Origin of the sequence: Aurantimonas litoralis, from assembly GCF_026153195.1 — a bacterium.
GTDB classification, from domain to species: domain Bacteria; phylum Pseudomonadota; class Alphaproteobacteria; order Rhizobiales; family Rhizobiaceae; genus Aurantimonas; species Aurantimonas coralicida.
Map to the genome: position 1 here is coordinate 94,208 of NZ_JAPFBM010000008.1, position 18,469 is coordinate 112,676.

Below are 18,469 nucleotides of genomic sequence, written 5' to 3' on the forward strand. Positions count from 1 at the left end.
CGTCGCGATCGCAACTCGGGCAAAGGGTCATCCCATGCACAAATCCCCCATCGCGGACCTGGCGGTCTATCTCGACGGATCGCCGTCGGACGAAGTCGCCATCGACTATGCCGAAACGATCGCCAGCGCATTCGGCGCCCATCTCGAATGCATGCTCGCCAACCATATCCACATCACCGGCGTGCCGGCCGGGCCGGGCTCCGACATGCTGGTGGCCGAGCTCTTCAAGGTCGGCAAGGACACTGGCGATGCCGCCGAGCAGAAGCTGCGCCAGCGACTGGATCGGGTCGCGGTTCCCTATGGTCTGCGGCGCGCGGACGGCAGCTTCGGTCATCTGTCGGCCGCTGCCGAACGGCTCGCCGGCACGACGGATCTGTTCGTGCTGGTCCAGCAGAGCGGCAAGCATGCCCTGAGCGGCCAGGTGGTCGAGGCGATTCTGTTCAATGCCCGTGCGGCGGCGCTGGTCGTGCCGCCCGCGCCCAAGCGCAGCTTCGCGGCGCCGGAGACGGTCGTCGTCGGCTGGCGGGATTCGCCCGAATGCGCCCATGCGGTGGCGGCGGCGCTGCCCTTCCTGAAGCAGGCCAAGCTCGTCGTTCTGGCGAGTGTCGTCGAGGATGGCGCGACCGAGCAGCGGCATCTGGAGCCGATGGCCGACATGGCCCGTCATCTCGATCGCCACGGCGTCACGGTGGAGACCCGCGAACTGCCGAACTGGCGCCATCCCGCCGATGCCCTGATGAAGGAGGCGGAAAGCCTCGCCGCGGACCTGATCGTCGTCGGCGCCTATGGCCATTCCCGCCTGCGCGAGATGCTGCTGGGCGGGGTGACGCGCGAGCTCCTGAGCCGCTGCGACGTCCCGCTGCTCCTGTCACGCTGACGATCCTTCCGGAGATGCGCGATGCATTACGGTCATCTGGAATACAGCATCGAGCCTTGCGGCGAGGGCTGGCAGGTCAGTTTCTGCCATTCGCCCCACGGCCGGTTCCACCGTCGGCTGGATGCCCTGCGCTCGGCCTTCGCCGACGCCGAGCGCGTGACGCGGCTCGGACAGGCCGTGAGGCTGAAGGTCGAGCGGCCCCGCCATGCGGCTGGCCTGCCCGCCCGGATCGTGACCCCGTCGCCGGCTACGGCCGGCCCCGGTCGCGCCATGGGCTGACCGCCCGGCAGGCGGTTTCCTCCGACACAAGCAGTTCCCGTAACGAATGCAAGGTTGAGACCGATGGCCATGATGAAAGCGGCGATCTTCGTCGAACCGAACCGGATCGTGCTGGATGAGAAGCCGATTCCCGATGTCGGCCCCCTCGACGCGCTGGTGCGGATCACCACCACGACGATCTGCGGCACCGACGTGCATATCCTCAAGGGCGAATATCCGGTCGAGCGCGGGCTGACGATCGGCCACGAGCCGGTGGGGGTGATCGAGAAGCTCGGCTCCGCCGTGCAGGGCTACCGCGAAGGCCAGCGGGTCATCGCCGGGGCGATCTCGCCCAGTGGCTACAGCAATGCCTGCCTCTGCGGCTGCCATTCGCAGGATGGCCCGGGCACCAAACACGGCTTCCAGCCGATGGGCGGCTGGCGCTTCGGCAACACCATCGACGGGGCCCAGGCCGAATATCTGTTGGTGCCCGACGCCATGGTCAATCTGGCGCCGATCCCGGACGGGCTCACCGACGAACAGGTCCTGATGTGTCCGGACATCATGTCGACGGGCTTTTCCGGCGCCGAGAGCGGGACCGTGCGGATCGGCGACACCGTCGCGGTGTTCGCCCAGGGACCGATCGGCCTCTGCGCCACGGCCGGCGCACGGCTGATGGGCGCCACCACGATCATCGGGGTGGACTCCGTGCCCGAGCGCATGGAGATCGCCCGCAAGATGGGCGCCGACCACGTCGTCGACTTCACCAAGGGGGACGTCGTCGCCGAGATCATGCGGCTGACCGATGGCCGCGGCGTCGACGTGTCGATCGAGGCGCTCGGCCGTCAGGAGACCTTCGAGGCCGCGCTGCGGGTTCTGCGGCCGGGTGGCACGCTGTCCTCGCTCGGCGTCTATTCCAACGATCTCACCATCCCGCTCGACGCCTTCAGCGCCGGCATCGGCGACAACAAGATCGTCACGACGCTGTGCCCGGGCGGCAAGGAGCGCATGCGCCGGCTGATGGATGTCATCGCGTCGCAGCGTCTCGACACGACGCCCCTGGTGACCCATCGTTACAAGCTCGACGAGATCGAGGAGGCCTACGATCTCTTCTCGCATCAGCGCGACGGGGTCCTGAAGGTCGCCATCCAGCCTTAGAAGCGATGGCTCCGGCATGGTATGTTCCTCGCCGTTGACGCGAGTTTGGCGGCACAGGGACGGACGATCATGACCCAGACCCGAGGCGCGCGAACGGCCGGCGCCGCATGAGCATCCGCAATTTCGACGCGCTGTTCGCGCCGCGTTCGATCGCGCTGATCGGCGCCAGCAACGAGCCGGGATCGGTCGGCTCGGTGCTGGTCGACAATCTGGTCTCCGGCGGCTTTGCCGGCCGGATCATGCTGGTCAATCCGCATGCGCGCGAGATCCACCGCCGGCAATGCCATCGCTCGGTGGAGACGCTGCCCGAGGTACCGGACCTTGCCGTGATCGCCACGCCGGCGCGTACGGTGCCTGGCATCATCGCGGCTCTCGGCGAGCGCGGTTGCTGCGCCGCCATCGTCATTTCGGCCGGCCTCGGCGAGACGGTGGATGGCGCCACCTTGCGCCAGCAGGTGCTGGACGCCGCGCGCCCCCATCTCATGCGGATCGTCGGGCCGAACTGCCTCGGCCTGATCTCGCCGGCCGCCGGCATTAACGCCAGCTTCGCCCATCTGATGCCGCGGGCCGGCGACATCGCGCTGGTCAGCCAGTCCGGGGCGATGCTGACCTCGGTCATCGACTGGGCCGACGAGCGCCGCATCGGCTTCTCCCATCTCCTCTCCGTCGGCGACATGTCCGACGTCGATTTCGGCGACATGCTGGACTATCTGGCGACCGACCGGACGACCCGCTCGATCCTGCTCTATGTCGAGAACGTCACCGAGGCGCAGAAATTCCTGTCGGCCGCCCGCCTGGCGGCCCGCTCCATGCCGGTGCTGGTGATCAAGGCCGGGCGCAGCGCAGCGGGCGCACGGGCCGCGCAATCCCACACCGGCGCACTGGCCGGCTCGGATGTCGTCTACGACGCCGCCTTCCGCCGCGCCGGCATCCTGCGGGTGCGCGAGATCGAGGAATTGTTCGAAGCCGCCGCGACGCTGGCCAGCGGGGTCCGCATATCCGGCGACCGGCTGACCATCCTCACCAATGGCGGCGGCGCCGGCGTCCTGGCCGTCGATGCGCTGGAATCCGACGGTGGGCGGCTGGCGAGACTCAGCGACGCGGGGATTGCCGCGCTCGACGACGTGCTGCCGCCGACCTGGTCGCGCGCCAACCCGGTGGACATCATCGGCGACGCCACGCCCGAGCGCTACGGCGCCGCTCTCGACATCCTGATGAAGGAGCGCGAGAGCGACGCGATCCTCGTCATCAATTGCCCGACCGCCGTTGCCGACGGCATGGAGGCCGGCCGCCGCGTTGCCGCCATCGCCAAGCGGCGTCCGCGGTTTCCGGTGCTCACCAACTGGCTCGGCGGAACTTCCGCGGCCCCGGTGCGCGACCTCTTCGCCGCCGAGAAGGTCGCGACCTTCGACAGCCCCGAAAAGGCGATCCGCGCCTTCACCCATCTTGTCGAATACAAGCGCAATCAGGAGCTTCTCCTGGAGACCCCGTCGGCCGGCGTCGCCATCGGCCACGAGGACATTGCGAGCGCGCAGGAACTGATCGAGACCGTCCGCCAGGATGGCCGCACGATCCTGAGCGAGTACGAGGCCAAGCGGCTGCTGGCAACCTTCGGCATCCCGACCGTGACCACCCGCATGGCCAGCGATGTGGACGGCGCGGTCGCCTGTTTCGAGGCGGTCGGCGCCCCTGCCGTCCTGAAGATCGTCTCGGCCGAAATCTCCCACAAATCCGATGCCGGCGGGGTGCGCCTGAATATCGGTTCGGCCGAGGAGATGCGCGAGAGCGCCGAGGCCATGCTGGAGGCCGTGCGCTCATACGCCCCGCATGCGCGTATCGACGGCTTCACCGTCCAGCCGATGATCGTGCGCGACGGCGCCTACGAGTTGATCGCCGGCATCGCGCCGGACCCGACCTTCGGCCCGGTGATCCTGTTCGGTCGCGGCGGCAAGGCGGCGGAAGTGATCGGCGATCGTGCCATCGGCCTGCCGCCGCTCAATTCCGTTCTGGCGCGCGAGATGATCCGCGCCACCCGGATCTCCAAGCTGCTCGCCGGGTATCGCGATGTGGCGCCGGTCGCCTTCGATGCGCTGGCCGACGTTCTGGTGCGTCTGTCCGAACTGGCGGTGCATCTGCCGGACGTCGCCGAACTCGACATCAATCCGCTGCTCGCCGATGCCGACGGTGTGCTGGCGCTCGACGCCCGCATCTCGCTGCACGCGGCGGGCACGGCGCGGGTGGCGCCATCGATCCGGCCCTATCCGCGCGAGCTGGAACGCGCCGTCGAACTGCGCAACGGCGAACGCTTCGTGCTGCGGCCCATCCGGCCGGAGGACGAGGAGCCGCTGGTCGAGATGGTGGCGCGCTGTACGCAGGAGGATTTGCGGCTGCGCTTCATGGCCCCGATGAAGGCGCTGCCGCACCAGACGGCGGCGCGGTTCTCGCAGATCGACTATCACCGCGAGATGGCGCTGGTCGCGGTCGAGCCGGGCAGTGCCTACGGGCAGGGGCCGATCTACGGCGTCGCGCGCCTCGTCTCCGACCCGGAGAACGAGGCGGCCGAATTCGCCGTGCTGGTGCGCTCGGACATGAAGGGGCGGGGGCTCGGCTACCGGCTCCTGTCGGAAATCCTCGCCTATGGCCGCAAGCGCGGCCTGCACCGCGTCTATGGCGAGGTGCTGCGCGAGAACGTCACCATGTTGCAGATGGCCCGCGATCTCGGTTTCCGCGCCGACCGGACGGAGGACTTTTCCGAGACCGCGCATGTCACCATCGAATTCGACAGGGGCACCGACGCCTGATGCGGACGCTACGGGCGGCGCCGGCCTCCGCCTCGCATCATGGCTAGTCCTGGATGCTCTCGATATAGGCGATGATCGCCCGGGCCTGACCGGGGCCGAAGATGAATTCCGGCATGTCGGGATGCCCGGTCCACAGTCCCTCCACCAGTGCCTCCTCGAGGCTGGCGATGGGATAGCTCTGCGACAGCGTGCGGAACGCCGGTGCCTGCGGATGCGGGCTGGTGCCGGTCCGCGCGATGGCGTGGCATCGGGCGCAATTGGTTTCGAGGAAACGCTGGCCGTTGGCGATCTGTGCAAGGTCCTGTGCCGTGGCTGCGGATGGCGGCAGCGCGAGGCCCGCCACCGCCATGGCGATCAGTGCCAGCCGCCCCCGCATGAATGTCGATCGCGTCATCGTCGTCTCCTGGTGTTTGCCCGTCGCGGCATCCCACCACCGCAGGGGGAGCGCCGCCTTGACGCCGATCAATGCGGGGCGATCTGATCCGGGCGAGGCAACGACGCGCGCGGCCGATCGGCTGCAGGAAAGGCGGGGCGTCATGCACGAAGCCGACGACGCGATTCTCGAATGCATCCGCTCCAAGCTCTTCGCCGGCGTTCCGGCCGAGCGGATCGACACCGTCACCACGCATATCTCCATCGTGCTGCTGGGTGGTGAGACGGCCGTGAAGCTCAAGCGGCCGGTCAAACGGCCCTATGTGGACTTCTCGACGCCCGCCCTGCGGCTTGCAGCCTGCGAACGCGAACTGGACCTCAACCGGCGCACGGCGCCGCAGCTCTACCGCGCCGTTCGCAGGATCACGCGGGAGCCCGGCGGTGGCCTCGTTCTCGACGGCGGTGGCGAGCTCGTCGACGCGGTCGTCGTGATGCGCCGCTTCGACGGGGACGGACTCTTCGACCGGCGCGCCATGGAGGGCACGCTGACCGGTCCGCTGATGGATCGTCTTGCCCGGACCATCGCGGCGTTCCACGAGACGATCCCGCCCGACCCCGCGCCGGACGGCGCCACGCGGATGGCGGCGGTCCTCGACATCAACGAGGCGGCGTTTGCGGCGACCGAGCTGTTCGGCGGCGAGGAGACCGGCCGCTTCAATCGACGGTTTCGCCAGGAGCTGGCGCGGCTCGGACCGCTTCTGGACGAGCGCGCGAAGGCCGGCCGGGTGCGGCGGTGCCACGGCGACCTGCATCTGCGCAACATCTGCACCGTCGACGACGAACCGGTGCTGTTCGACTGCCTGGAATTCGACGAGGCACTGGGAACCACCGACACCCTCTACGATCTGGCGTTCCTCCTGATGGATCTCTGGCATCGCGGGCTGGAGGAGTTCGCCAATCGCGTTCTCAACCGCTATCTCGACGTGACCCGGGACGAGAGCGGTCTGCCGGCGCTGCCCTTCTTCATGGCGGTGCGCGCTGCGGTCAGGGCCCATGTCGGCGCCGCGCAGCTTTCGGATGCCGGGCCACGGGCCAGCGATATCCGCGCCGAGGCCCAACGCTATTTCGCGCTGGCGCTCAACCTTCTCGAACGCCGGCCGGCCCGGCTGATCGCCGTCGGCGGTCTGTCCGGCTCCGGCAAGTCGACGGTCGCCGCCGCTCTGGCGCCACGCATCGGCCCGGCACCGGGCGCGCGCACGCTGTCCAGCGATCGCATTCGCAAGCGCCTCAGCGGCGTGTCGGCCGAAACCCGGCTGGAGGCCGACGCCTATACGGCGGCCATGACCGAGCAGGTCTACGCGGCCATGGCAGCAGACGCCGAGCGCATCCTGCGGCTGGGTCACGGCGTTGTCGCGGACGCCACCTTCGAGCGCGCCGCCGACCGCAGTCGCATCGCCGCGATCGCGCGCGACGTCGGCGTCGATTTTCAAGGGCTCTGGCTCGATGTCGATCCGGCCGAGATGCTGCGCCGAGTGGCGGCGCGCCGGAACGATCCGTCGGACGCCACGACCGCGATCGTCCGGCAGCAACTCGCCCGCGATCCCGGCGACATCGACTGGGAGCGGATCGATGGGGACGGCGAGCCCGAGCCGGTTGCAGAGGCGGCTCGCCGCGCCGTCGATCTCCAGCGCGAGCGCCTGCAGCGCAGCCGACCGGGGCGAGACGTGCGTGACACATTGCCGGATTAACCTCGGGACCGACCGGGGGTCCACGATCGCTGAAGCCGCGCGGTGATGTGTGCCGATCGGTCCCGCGCTTGACGCCGATCAATGTCGGGTCCGCGAAGATAGCTAGGCTGGGCGGATCGAAGGAGATCCCGATGACGACCACGCCGCAAGACTTTCCCGCCTCGTTCCGCCACGTCCGGCTGGAACTTGCCCGCGAGAAGGACCATCCCGGCGGCGACAGCCGCTACGGCTATGACCTTCTGGTGCCGCTCGATACGGAGAGCCGGATCGATCCGGCGGAATGGAAGCCGCATCAGGCGGCCTGCCGCGTCCGCCACTTCCAGGACGGCGAGACCGACCGGATCGGGCGGCTGCGGCGCAAGCCCGGCGGCACCTGGTATTTCGACTACGAGGCCGGGCCGGCCGATGACGAGATCGGTTTCCACTTCGATCAGGAGCGCTTCGTGCCGGGGGAATACGTCTCGATCCGGCGTGGCGCCGAGACCCATACCTATCAGGTCGTGAAGGTCGGGCCGATCTGAGTGGTCCTGCCGCGTCCTGTCCCCTCGACCGCATGGAGCGATGCGATGACCGTCCCGAACACCACGTCCGACACGATGGCCTGGCTGACGCCGGCAGAGATCCTGTTCCTCCAGATGCAGGGCTGGCAGACCGCGATGATGGTCGGCGTGCATGCCGCGCAGGCGGCCGCGCGGCTGTCGGCGGAAATGATCGAGATGGCCGGCCGGCGGTGTCTCGCCGATGGCCGGGCGATGCGCGCCTTGTCCGCATGCGAGGGACCGGCCGATGCCCTGCGGATCCAGCGCGACTGGCTGGCCACGGCCGCCGCCGACTATGCGCAGATGGAAACGAACCTTCCGCGCCTGGAGGCAAGCCTGGTGGACGAGGTCTCCGAACCGCTGGTCACCGCATGGATCCGTTCGGACGATCCGGCGCAATAGCGCGACCGGCGTTCGGTCCCGTGCGGAGTCCGTCCGGCCTGGGAAGGCCCGCCATCGCCGGATAAAGCGATGCCGTCGTCCTGACGATCAGGGCGACGGCTTTAGTCTGTCGAAGGGTCTGTTGCCGACCTCTTGCTGCGTCGTGGATTCGTGACGGATCGTCGGTCCTAGGCCGCGTGGCGCGACGCGATCGTCTCGATCTCCTCGCGGCTGACCCGGTCGTGCGACATCAGGATCTGGACGATCGGGTCGTCGAGCATCTCCGCCAGCATCGGTTCGCCTTTCCAGCCGTCGAGCCAGCGACTGCGTCCCGTCACGGTGTCGGTGCCCGGCACGGCGCGGTTGGCGGAAACGTCCTGAAACTGTCGATGCCTGCTCATCGCGAAAGTCCTTTTTCACGAAACGTCGAAGGCAGCATAGACGAACCACGCTGCCACGAATTGATATGTGTCATCGGGGGACAAATGCCAGCATTCGCTGACAGGGATATGTCAGCCGGGACCCGGTCTCATTTCGCGCTCACGATGTCGTCGAGATCGTCCATGCTGGTTTCGTCGCTGAGGAACAGGGCGACGGGGCGCAGGCGCGGAAGATGGGCGCAGGTCACGATGATGCCGATCGTGACCGGCACCGCCAGAAGCGCGCCGGCGACACCCCAGACCCAGCCCCAGACCAGCAGCACCAGCAGGATGACCAGCGGCGACACCGACAATTGCTTCCCCTGCACCCGTGGGTCGACGTAATTGCCCATGATCTGTTCGATCACCAGAATGCCGATGCCGACGATGACCGCCGTGCGGAAATCCTGCTGCACATAGACGTGGACGACGGGCAGTGCGCCGGCGACAAGCGAGCCGAGGGTGGGCACGAAGTTCAGCAGGAACGCCAGGATCGCCCAGACCAGCAGAAGCTCGACGCCGAAGAACCAGAGCCATGCGGCGTAGAGGCCGGCGGTCAGCAGTCCCAGCACGACGCGGATGAGGAGATAGCGGCGAAGCTGCCGCGCGATGACGTCCAGCGATTCGAACACGCCGCTGCGCTGGTCGGGATCGACTACCGCGCACACCTTGGCGCGCCAGTTCGGCGCCTCGATCAGCATCAGGAGGGTGAAGAAGAAGATCAGCACCATGGCCGCCAGCGCGGAACCGGCGGAACTCAGGACCGAACTGGCGTAGCTCGACGCATATTCGGCGATCCTGCTGCCGAGCTGGCCGCCGGCGCCGCGAAACTGGTCCGTCACGCTCGAATAGACGTCCGACGAGCCGGAGGGCCCGGTCGATCCGGCCGCGCCGGCGGCAGTCTCGCCGCCGCCCGTCGAGGCGCCTTGCGCTCCCTCGGCAGTCCCCGACGAGCCGGACGCGATCATCGGCGCCAGTTCCTCGATCTTCTGGGAGACCTGCGGAAAGGCGTCCGAGATCCGCTGGGCCGACAGCCAGATGCCCCCGAGGAAGACGAACAGGATGACGATGATCAGGCCCATCGCGGCCACATGGCCGAGCCAGCCGAACCGCCGGGGCATGCGCCGCTTGACCATGCTGTCCACCGGCGCAACGACGAGGGCGATCAGGATCGAGAAGATGAAGGGCACGACGACCGAGCTCATCGCCTGCAGCGCCCAGCCGACCAGGATCAGGGTGATGACCGACAGCAGCCCGATGGCGATGGTTTGCCAGGGGAGGCGCGAGACCCTCGAGACACGTTCGGTACGCGCCGCCCCTTCGTCGTCCGAATGGGGGGTAGGGGTGGTGGCGGACCCGGCCATCCTGTCTCCTGTCGCATCTGTGGTCTGCGGTCGGACCGACGCCGGGACAGCTGCCTCACGGCCGCGTGAGCGCGGTCATGCACCCAATGGCCGAGACGGCGGTGCGTTCCATTGAGATGGCGCGTTGTCGGGGATGCGGATGGATCAGAGCGGCGCCGGAGCCCGACGCCTTCACGCGGACGCGCCGAAACGCGGGGTCGCACTCAGCGTGATCAGCCGTCGAGGGCGCAGCCGTCGCGACAGCACGGTCTACGGACCCGTGCAGAGCAATGTTGGGCCCGACGGTCTCGGGCTAGACGATGTTGGGGGCGTGCCTGGCGCGTTCGGCGCTGAACTCGACCGCAAATCCGTCCTCGATGTGACGCACGATCCGTCCGGTCGTGGTGCCGAGGGTGATGCGCGAGCCGACCGCCGGGCGAATGCTGCTGGTCACTGCGGCGCCGGAGAGCGACAGATCGATGATCTGCGCCGGGTAGCGGCGGCCGTCGTCCAGAACCATGTCGACGAAGGGGTTTTCCGGCGCGTTCCGCTCGTGGCGGCGGTCTTCGGGCAGCGACAATTCGTGGCGGTTGGCAAACCAGGTGAGCTGCGCCGCCAGCTTCTCCCGCTTGCGCGGGGTCGACTGGAAAGCGAGGTCGAACCCGCCTTCGAAGACGCGCGAGACCGCACCTTCGAGCCGGCCGATATGGTCGATATAGACGATGATCCGCTCGTTCTCGACCGGCACCACGGAAGCGGTGACGGAGACGTCGCCCGGCGACATGTTCTCGGCCCGGCACGGGAATTCCGTCCGGTCCTCGCGCATGAAACGGCCGAGCAGATCAATCCGCACGCGGCTGAAGCTGCTGCGTTCGGCTGGTTCCGAACGGGGCGCCTGGGCTGTGGCTGACATCGCTACGACCATTTCTCGGGGCGTCGGCGGGGAGTTCCGCTGCAGACCCACCTTATCGCGGGAAGCTTAACAAGCGGTAAGACCGACCGTGAGGATTTGCACCCCATTAACTGTCCGGCACGAAACGGTTTGCCGGTGCCGGCGAACCGGCCTAGCAACGTTCAGGACATATCCAGTCCGATTTTGACACAGCAGTACGACCGGGTTCCTGGCCCTCCAGTCACGGCAACCGCATTTCAAACCGCCCTGCGCCGCGCAGGGCGGTTTTTTTGTTCTGGGACGCCGGCGCGGGCACTGGCATAAGGCGAGGCGGCACCATCTGCGGGCGGCCCTGTGCGGCCGGCAGGACATGACCGATGCGCGGCACCAGACCGGCAACGACACCGGACGACGGGGAGCGACAGCAATGAGACCAGAAGACAACGGCGATCCCGGTGCCGATATCCACATCCGCCGTTCCCATCCGCCGGCCTTCAACGTGCCGGGGATCATCCTCGTCCTGATCGCGATTTTCGCGCTCGTTCACGGGGTGCGGGTCTATCTGCTCGGTCCGGTCGCTACGGCCCAGGCACTTCTCGATCTCGCCTTCATTCCCGGCTGCTACGGCGACGTCGACCCGGTCTGCGGCTTTCGCACGCCCGGCGCCGACCTCTGGTCGCCGCTCAGCTACGCCTTCCTGCACGGCGACTGGACGCATTTCGGCGCCAACGCAGTCTGGCTGCTGGCATTCGGCACGCCGGTCGCCCGGCGCGTCGGGGTGACGTGGTTCCTGGCCTTCTGCACCTGCGGTGCCATCGCCGGGGCGGCCGCCTTCTACCTCCTGAACCCGACGCTGATCGTTCCGGTGATCGGGGCGTCCGGCATCGTGTCGGCGTTGATGGGCGGCGCCTGCCGCTTTGCCTTCGGCGGAAGGGTGTCGCTGGCGCCGGGCCGGTCGAACGGCCCGCTGGTGTCGATCGGCGAATCGCTGAGCAACCGGACGGTGCTGATCTTCATCGCCGTGTTCTTCGGCACCAATCTCCTCATCGGAAGCGGCGTCGGCGGCGAAATGGGCGGCGGCGCCGTCGCCTGGGAGGCGCATCTGGGCGGCTTCGCCTTCGGTTTCCTGCTGTTCCGGCTGTTCGATCCGCTGTCCCGGCCGCTACGTCGCTGAACCGGCGCCTCTTGCCGTCTGCGTCGTGGTGGCACACCATCACGAATGGGCATGTCAGCGGGAGAAACAGCCATGAACGTGCGGCACATACTGGAAGCCAAGGGACGCGACGTCGTCACCCTGAAGCCGGAGGCGACGCTGGAGGAGACGATGCAGGTTCTGGCGAACCGGCGCATCGGCGCGATCGTCCTGACCAACGAGGATGGCGGCGTCGCCGGCATCGTGTCGGAACGCGACGTGGTCCGCGTCCTGGGCACCGCGGGCGTCGGCGCCATCTCCCAGAGCATCGGCGAAGTGATGACATCGCAGGTGAGCACCTGCACCGAGGCGACCACGGTGAACCAGGCCATGGAAATGATGACCACCGGCCGCTTCCGTCACCTGCCGGTCTGCGAGAATGATCGGCTGGTCGGCATCATCTCGATCGGCGACGTGGTCAAGCAGCGGATTGAGGAAGTCGAGCGCGAGGCCATGGAGATGCGCGAGTATATCGCCGCCGGCTGAGCGGAACCGCCGGGGCCCGGCCCGGGTCCCGGAACCGGTGAACGCGTCGATCTAGCGTGTGGCGTCGGCCGAAATGTCGGTCATGCGCCGGATCTCGGCGATCCGGCTGATCGTCGCCTCGTAGCCGTGATCGATGGCTTCCCGGGCGCGGAAGAATTCCGACAGGCCGATGTCGCGTACACGCGGCTGCAGCGACAGGTCCGGCGGGTCGCCGGCGAGCCGGGCCCGCGAGATCCGGTCCTGGATGATGTTGAAGGCGTCGACCATCGAGCGTGCCATGCCGAGCTTCTCGCGCCGCTGGGCGAGATCGTCGAGCGGCGCTGCGTCGACTGTGCGGGCGGCCAGGTCCGCGGCTTGTGTCGCCGCGGTCGCCGGATCGGCGCGCAGCCGCATCACCGCCGCGCGACCGAACAGGTCGTAGTGCAGGTTGACGGCGACCACGAAGCGTTCCTCGTAGACCCGGCAGACGCTGACCGGCACCGGATTGACCAGCGCGCCGTCCATCAGGCTGCGCCCGCCGCAGTCCAGCGGCTCGAACACGCCGGGCAGGGCGTAGGAGGCGCGCATGGCCAGCACCAGCGAGCCCGAATCGATCCACACTTCGTGACCGCTGCGCGCTTCCGTCGCCACGCAGACCAGCGGCCGGTCCAGATCCTCGATCCGCAGGTCCGAGAGCGCCTCCGACAGCTTCCGGCTGAGCCGCATGCCGCCGATCAGGCCGCCGGCACCGAAACGGAAGTCGAGGAAACGGATCAGGCCGCGGCGTGTCAGGGACAGGGCAAAGGCTTCGAGCTCATCGAGCTTGCCGGCCAGGTAGCAGCCGCCGACGAGCGCGCCGATGGAGGTGCCGGCGATCATCGAGATGGGAATGCCGGCTTCGTCGAAGGCCCGCAGGACGCCGATATGGGCCCAGCCGCGCGCCGCCCCGCCGCCCAGCGCCAGGGCGATGCCCGGCTGCTTCCTGGCGGTCTCGGACCGGACCGGCGCGGCGTCCATCGGCGGTCCTTCCCGGCGGCTGAAAACCCGATCGAGCATCCGCATCACTCCGGCTGGCAATCACGATCAATGGATCATGATGCGCCTAAAGTTTGATCAACTGCTTAAGGATCAACTGGCGTCGGAGTCCCGGCCCGGCAAGGCGTCGAGCGTCCGGCCGTCGGCCGCCACGCGGCGGTAGAAACAGGTGTCGCGGCCCGTGTGGCAGGTGTCCTCGGGCCTGGCGACGGCGACCTTGAGCCACACCGCGTCCTGGTCGCAGTCGATGCGGATCTCGGCGACGCTCTGCAGGGCGCCGGAGGTCTCGCCCTTCTTCCACAGCGCCTGGCGCGAGCGCGACCAGTAATGGGCGATGCCCGTGGCCAGCGTCCGGTCCAGCGCCTCGGCGTTCATGTGCGCCACCATCAGGAGATCGCCGGACGCCACGTCGGTGACGACGGCGGTCACGAGCCCGGCGGCGTCGAAACGCGGGCGCAGGACCACGCCCTCTTCCTGTTCGTGATGATCGGAAGAGGGAGCGGCGAAGAGCGGGGCAGGCGACAGGTCGGCGGTCACGAGCGGCTGCTGGCCTGCGCGAGGAAGCGGGACTTGAACTCGCCGTCCTCGGCGAAGACGCCCTGGAAGGCAGAGGTAATGGTCATCGAGCCCTTGGAGCGGATGCCGCGCATGGACATGCACATGTGTTCGGCCTCGATCATCACGGCGATGCCCTTGGGAACCAGCATGCCGGCAATGGCCGAGGCGATCTGCGCGGTCATGGATTCCTGCGTCTGGAGACGGCGCCCATAGATGTCGACGACGCGGGCGATCTTCGACAAGCCCAGCACGCGACCATCCGGCACGTAAGCGACATGCGCCTTGCCGATGATCGGCACCATGTGGTGCTCGCAATGGGAATGGAAGTCGATGTCGCGGACGAGGACCATGTCGTCATAGCCTGAGACGTCCTGGAACGTGCGGCCGAGAACGTCGCCGGCTTCGAGCTGGTAGCCGCCGAAAAGTTCCTCATAGGCCTTCACCACGCGGGCAGGGGTCTCCAGCAGGCCCTCGCGCGACGGGTCCTCGCCGATCCAGCGCAGCAGCGTCTTGACGGCAGCCTCCGCCTCGGCCCGGCTCGGCCGGTCGTCCGCGCGCTCGTCGGCTGCTTCGGGGAATTTCTTGACGACGGATTCCATGTCGTTGCGCTCCGGTGCCGTGGGAATGCGCGCTGCGATCCACTGCGAATGATGGTCGGGATTCTTGGCCGGATGGCCGGCCCGGCCCGCAATCGAAATCTTCGTCACGCTCATCTCTATCTTCGGTGGCCGCCAGGGGCCGCTTGATGTCGAAGCCGACCTGACGGCGACTTTCGAACCGGTGCCACGCGTCCTATATAATTTCCGACCGAACGAAATGACAGGGCCATCGGCATTTGCGCGATGGATTGGTGTGCATGTGATCGACGACGTCTACAACGCGCGGATACTGGAACTGGCCGGAAACATCCCCCGGATCGGGCGGCTGGAGGCTCCCGATGCCAGCGCCACGGCGCATTCCAAGCTGTGTGGCTCGACCGTGACGATCGACCTGAAACTTGCCGACGGCGTCGTGGCGGACTTCGCCCACGAAGTGAAGGCCTGCGCCCTCGGCCAGGCCTCGTCCTCGGTAATGGCCAGCCACGTCGTCGGGGCGACGCCGGAAGAACTGCGCTCAACCCGCGAGACCATGCGGCGGATGCTCAAGGAGAACGGCGCGCCGCCGGAAGGCCGTTTCGCCGATCTGAAATATCTGGAGCCGGTGCGCGAGTACAAGGCGCGCCACGCCTCGACCATGCTGACCTTCGATGCCGTGGTCGACGCGCTGGACAAGATCGCCGCACGGGACAAGAGCGCCGCGGCGTGACCCTGAGTGGCCGGGTCGCGCCGTCGGTCCGGGCGGGGCACTAGGCCCATGTGCGACCACCGCACCGACGATGCCAATCCCCGCCATGCCGCCGACGCCGGCACTGCGGCCGGCCGCAACTATTCCGGCCCGTGGCGGGCAACGCCCGGCCGGTATCTGGGCCTCGGTCTCGTGCGCCTCTACCAGCTGACCCTGTCGCCGATGATCGGCAGCCATTGCCGGCATCTGCCGACCTGCTCGGAATATGCCTATGAGGCCGTGGCGCGCCATGGCCTGTGGAGCGGCGGCTGGTTGTCCGTCTTTCGCGTCGGCCGCTGCGGCCCGTTCGGCACCAGCGGCATCGACAATGTTCCCAGCGCCTTGCCGCCACGGCACCGCTGGTGGGCGCCGTGGCGATTGCTGCGGCTGGGCCGCCCGGCTGAGCGTACTCCGGACTAGCGGCCTACTTAGTTTGGCCGACGCTCAGAAGGCGCGGGGGATCCGCAGCACCTGGCCGGGAAAGATCAGGCTCGGATTGGCGACGATGTGCTGGTTCGCCTGATGAATGATCGGGAATTTGGTGGCGTCGTCGAAATAGCGCAGCGCCAGCTTCGACAGCGTGTCCCCGGCAGCCACCTGGTGCAGCCAGTAGCCGGAAAAGCCCGGCAGGATCAGCGGGCCGTAGAGAACCGGCACCGTCACGGTCGGGGGAGGCACCCCGTCGCCGCCGCCGCTGTCGTCTGAGACGGTCACGAACAGCCGGTTGAGGGTGAAGGCGGTGCCATCGGGAATGTCGACCGCCGCCTGGAACTGGCGGATCGATGTCGAGCCGGCCGTGGCGGAGGCAGAGACCTCGTCATGGCCTTCGCCGATGAGGATCGACAGATGCCCTTCGAAACCGACCGCGTTACCGGCGATCAGGATCCGGCTTCCGACAAGATCGAAAGGCTTCGGCTGCAGGATTTCGATGTTCATCGAACTGGCTCCCTTGCATCGGAACGCCGCATCCAAATATATCCCGCCCGAACCCCTTGAGCAATCGTACCCGACTGCCACCGTTCGGCCGGCCGTTGCCGGTCACAGCAACCACCCGCGATCGTAGGCGGGACTGGAACGAAAGAGATACATGATGGCGAACGCCGTTTCCCTGACCTTCCCCGATGGATCCGTGCGCGAATACGAGGCCGACACGAGCGGCCGGGACATCGCGGGCGGCATCTCCAAATCGCTTCTCAAGAAATCCGTCGCCTATGCGCTCGACGGCGAGGTCCGCGACCTGGCCGACCCGGTCGGTCGTGCCGGGGCGATCGAGATCATCACCCGCGACGACCCGCGTGCGCTGGAGCTGATCCGCCACGATGCGGCGCACGTCATGGCCGAGGCGGTGCAGGAATTGTGGCCGGGCACCCAGGTCACGATCGGCCCGGTGATCGAGAACGGCTTCTTCTACGATTTCGCCCGCGACACGCCGTTCACGCCGGACGACCTGCCGGTCATCGAGAAGAAGATGACCGAGATCATCCGCCGCAACGCGCCCTTCACCAAGGAGGTCTGGTCGCGCGACAAGGCGAAGGCGGTCTTCGCCGAGAAGGGCGAGGCCTACAAGGTCGAGCTCGTCGACGCGATTCCCGAGGGCCAGGACCTGAAGATCTACAGCCAGGGCGACTGGTTCGACCTCTGCCGCGGTCCGCACATGGCGGCGACCGGCCAGATCGGCGACGCCTTCAAGCTGATGAAGGTGGCCGGCGCCTACTGGCGCGGCGATTCCAACAATCCGATGCTGACGCGCATCTACGGTACCGCCTGGGCCACCAAGGAGCAGCTCGCGGCCTATCTCCACATGCTGGAAGAGGCCGAGAAGCGCGACCACCGGCGGCTCGGCCGCGAGATGGACCTGTTCCATTTCCAGGAGGACGCACCGGGCACGGTGTTCTGGCATCCGAAGGGCTGGCGTCTCTACCAGACGCTCGTCTCCTATGTGCGCCGACGCCAGGAGGCCGAGGGCTACCAGGAAGTGAACGCGCCGCAGCTCCTCGAGCGCTCGCTCTGGGAGACCTCCGGGCACTGGGAGAAATATCACGAGGACATGTTCGTCACCGAGACGGAGGACGAGCGGGTCTTCGCGCTGAAGCCGATGAACTGCCCGGGGCACGTGCAGATCTTCAAGCACGGGCTGAAGAGCTATCGCGACCTGCCGCTGAAGATCGCCGAGTTCGGCGCCGTGCATCGCTACGAGCCGTCCGGCGCGCTGCACGGGCTGATGCGTGTGCGCGCCTTCACGCAGGATGACGCCCACGTCTTCTGCACCGAGGAGCAGATCACCGCCGAGAGCCTGAAGATCAACGATCTGATCCTGTCGATCTATCGCGATTTCGGCTTCGAGGACGTGCTGGTGAAGCTGTCCACGCGGCCCGAGAAGCGCGTCGGGTCGGACGAATTGTGGGACAAGGCGGAAGCCTCGATGCGCGACGTTCTCGCCATCATCGAGGAGCAGGGCGCGGGCCACATCACCACGGCGGTCGCCGAGGGTGACGGGGCGTTCTACGGCCCGAAATACGAGTACACCCTGCGCGACGCGATCGGCCGGCAATGGCAGGTCGGCACCAACCAGGTGGACTTCAACCTGCCGGGCCGCTTCGGCGCGTTCTACATCGATCGCGATTCGGAGAAGAAGACACCGGTGATGCTGCATCGCGCGATGCTGGGCTCGGTCGAGCGCTTCATCGGCATCCTGATCGAGAACTGCGCCGGCCATCTGCCGCTGTGGCTGTCGCCGCTGCAGGTCGTCGTGGCGACGATCACCTCCGAAGCCGATGATTATGCGCTGCAGGTCGCCGAGGAGCTGCGTCAGGCCGGACTGCAGGTCGAGACCGATCTTCGCAACGAGAAGATCAACTACAAGGTCCGCGAGCACTCCATGGCCAAGGTCCCGGTGATCATGGTCTGCGGCAAGCGCGAGGCCGAGGAGCGGACCGTCAACATCCGCCGTCTGGGCGCGCGCGAACAGACGCCGATGGCGTTGGACGACGCGGTCGCGGCGCTCGCCGACGAGGCCGTGCCGCCGGACCTGAAGCGCCGCCAGAAGGCACGCCGCAAGGTAGCCTGAGACGGACATTCGACGGGCCCCGGAGCCGATCCGGGGCCCGT

20 protein-coding genes are annotated in these 18,469 nt (G+C 67.7%); 12 read left to right on the forward strand and 8 right to left on the reverse strand.

All coding sequences use genetic code 11. The features are described from left to right. Window positions 1-34: 34 nt before the first annotated feature. From N7I30_RS15725 to N7I30_RS15740, 4 genes are all read left to right on the forward strand, one after another. Complete coding sequence (locus N7I30_RS15725; RefSeq protein ID WP_491391085.1) at window positions 35-877, forward strand: universal stress protein; 843 nt, start codon at window positions 35-37, stop codon at window positions 875-877. A gap of 21 nt (window positions 878-898) precedes the next feature. Further along, window positions 899-1,156 (forward strand): hypothetical protein, encoded by a 258-nt coding sequence (locus N7I30_RS15730; protein WP_498640051.1) that lies wholly within the window; start codon window positions 899-901, stop codon window positions 1,154-1,156. A 63-nt stretch (window positions 1,157-1,219) separates the two neighbouring features. Further along, window positions 1,220-2,293 carry an NAD(P)-dependent alcohol dehydrogenase gene (locus tag N7I30_RS15735; RefSeq protein ID WP_498640053.1) on the forward strand — a complete coding sequence of 358 codons (1,074 nt, stop codon included), beginning with the start codon at window positions 1,220-1,222 and terminating at the stop codon, window positions 2,291-2,293. Window positions 2,294-2,400: 107 nt separating this feature from the next. Then, window positions 2,401-5,094 carry a bifunctional acetate--CoA ligase family protein/GNAT family N-acetyltransferase gene (locus N7I30_RS15740; RefSeq protein ID WP_498640055.1) on the forward strand — a complete coding sequence of 898 codons (2,694 nt, stop codon included), beginning with the start codon at window positions 2,401-2,403 and terminating at the stop codon, window positions 5,092-5,094. 43 nt (window positions 5,095-5,137) lie between these two features. On the opposite strand, the gene N7I30_RS15745 is transcribed toward N7I30_RS15740, so the two are convergent. Then, on the reverse strand, window positions 5,138-5,488 hold the full coding sequence (locus tag N7I30_RS15745) for a c-type cytochrome (RefSeq protein ID WP_491391080.1): 351 nt from the start codon (window positions 5,486-5,488) through the stop codon (window positions 5,138-5,140). 142 nt (window positions 5,489-5,630) lie between these two features. On the opposite strand from N7I30_RS15745, the gene N7I30_RS15750 reads away from it, so the two are divergent. The 3 genes from N7I30_RS15750 (at window position 5,631) to N7I30_RS15760 (ending at window position 8,155) form a co-directional block, all read left to right on the forward strand. Next, window positions 5,631-7,214, forward strand: coding sequence for a bifunctional aminoglycoside phosphotransferase/ATP-binding protein (locus N7I30_RS15750; protein WP_491391079.1), 1,584 nt, complete (start codon window positions 5,631-5,633; stop codon window positions 7,212-7,214). 131 nt (window positions 7,215-7,345) lie between these two features. Beyond that, the gene (locus tag N7I30_RS15755; RefSeq protein WP_187389457.1) at window positions 7,346-7,735 is read left to right on the forward strand and encodes a hypothetical protein; all 390 of its coding nucleotides are present in this window, start codon (window positions 7,346-7,348) and stop codon (window positions 7,733-7,735) included. Between the two features lie 75 nt (window positions 7,736-7,810). Next, window positions 7,811-8,155, forward strand: a complete 345-nt coding sequence (locus tag N7I30_RS15760; protein WP_498640058.1) for a hypothetical protein — start codon at window positions 7,811-7,813, stop codon at window positions 8,153-8,155. Between the two features lie 167 nt (window positions 8,156-8,322). Here N7I30_RS15760 and N7I30_RS15765 read toward each other — a convergent pair whose 3' ends face one another. From N7I30_RS15765 to N7I30_RS15775, 3 genes are all read right to left on the reverse strand, one after another. Continuing rightward, window positions 8,323-8,535: a hypothetical protein gene (locus tag N7I30_RS15765; protein ID WP_040325682.1), complete on the reverse strand. Its 213-nt coding sequence runs from the start codon at window positions 8,533-8,535 to the stop codon at window positions 8,323-8,325. Between the two features lie 128 nt (window positions 8,536-8,663). Continuing rightward, on the reverse strand, window positions 8,664-9,917 hold the full coding sequence (locus N7I30_RS15770) for an AI-2E family transporter (RefSeq protein WP_491374044.1): 1,254 nt from the start codon (window positions 9,915-9,917) through the stop codon (window positions 8,664-8,666). Between the two features lie 292 nt (window positions 9,918-10,209). Further along, window positions 10,210-10,809, reverse strand: coding sequence for a PilZ domain-containing protein (locus N7I30_RS15775; RefSeq protein ID WP_051141604.1), 600 nt, complete (start codon window positions 10,807-10,809; stop codon window positions 10,210-10,212). A 406-nt stretch (window positions 10,810-11,215) separates the two neighbouring features. Here N7I30_RS15775 and N7I30_RS15780 point away from each other — a divergent pair, with 406 nt between their 5' ends. Together N7I30_RS15780 and N7I30_RS15785 are read left to right on the forward strand one after the other, a co-directional pair. Next, window positions 11,216-11,962 carry a rhomboid family intramembrane serine protease gene (locus N7I30_RS15780; protein WP_491391027.1) on the forward strand — a complete coding sequence of 249 codons (747 nt, stop codon included), beginning with the start codon at window positions 11,216-11,218 and terminating at the stop codon, window positions 11,960-11,962. Window positions 11,963-12,034: 72 nt separating this feature from the next. Continuing rightward, the gene (locus tag N7I30_RS15785; protein WP_024351195.1) at window positions 12,035-12,466 is read left to right on the forward strand and encodes a CBS domain-containing protein; all 432 of its coding nucleotides are present in this window, start codon (window positions 12,035-12,037) and stop codon (window positions 12,464-12,466) included. A gap of 51 nt (window positions 12,467-12,517) precedes the next feature. Here N7I30_RS15785 and N7I30_RS15790 read toward each other — a convergent pair whose 3' ends face one another. From N7I30_RS15790 to folE, 3 genes are all read right to left on the reverse strand, one after another. After that, window positions 12,518-13,501: a patatin-like phospholipase family protein gene (locus N7I30_RS15790; RefSeq protein WP_024351196.1), complete on the reverse strand. Its 984-nt coding sequence runs from the start codon at window positions 13,499-13,501 to the stop codon at window positions 12,518-12,520. 72 nt (window positions 13,502-13,573) lie between these two features. Continuing rightward, window positions 13,574-14,005, reverse strand: coding sequence for a phosphoribosyl-AMP cyclohydrolase (gene hisI, locus N7I30_RS15795; protein ID WP_498640313.1), 432 nt, complete (start codon window positions 14,003-14,005; stop codon window positions 13,574-13,576). A gap of 8 nt (window positions 14,006-14,013) precedes the next feature. Continuing rightward, the gene (gene folE / locus N7I30_RS15800; protein WP_370194242.1) at window positions 14,014-14,637 is read right to left on the reverse strand and encodes a GTP cyclohydrolase I FolE; all 624 of its coding nucleotides are present in this window, start codon (window positions 14,635-14,637) and stop codon (window positions 14,014-14,016) included. 259 nt (window positions 14,638-14,896) lie between these two features. Here folE and N7I30_RS15805 point away from each other — a divergent pair, with 259 nt between their 5' ends. Both N7I30_RS15805 and yidD read left to right on the forward strand, forming a co-directional pair. Beyond that, entirely contained in the window at window positions 14,897-15,343 is a 447-nt protein-coding gene (locus N7I30_RS15805; RefSeq protein ID WP_277024947.1) for an iron-sulfur cluster assembly scaffold protein, read from the forward strand. 48 nt (window positions 15,344-15,391) lie between these two features. Continuing rightward, window positions 15,392-15,781 carry a membrane protein insertion efficiency factor YidD gene (yidD, locus tag N7I30_RS15810; RefSeq protein ID WP_491391028.1) on the forward strand — a complete coding sequence of 130 codons (390 nt, stop codon included), beginning with the start codon at window positions 15,392-15,394 and terminating at the stop codon, window positions 15,779-15,781. Between the two features lie 24 nt (window positions 15,782-15,805). Here the strand turns inward: yidD and N7I30_RS15815 are convergent, their stop codons facing one another. Next, window positions 15,806-16,297 (reverse strand): LysM peptidoglycan-binding domain-containing protein, encoded by a 492-nt coding sequence (locus N7I30_RS15815; protein ID WP_024351201.1) that lies wholly within the window; start codon window positions 16,295-16,297, stop codon window positions 15,806-15,808. 154 nt (window positions 16,298-16,451) lie between these two features. Between N7I30_RS15815 and thrS the strand changes: the two genes are divergently transcribed. After that, a complete protein-coding gene (thrS, locus tag N7I30_RS15820; protein WP_491391029.1) occupies window positions 16,452-18,428 on the forward strand; it encodes a threonine--tRNA ligase in 1,977 nt (658 codons plus the stop codon). The last annotated feature ends 41 nt before the right edge of the window (window positions 18,429-18,469 follow it).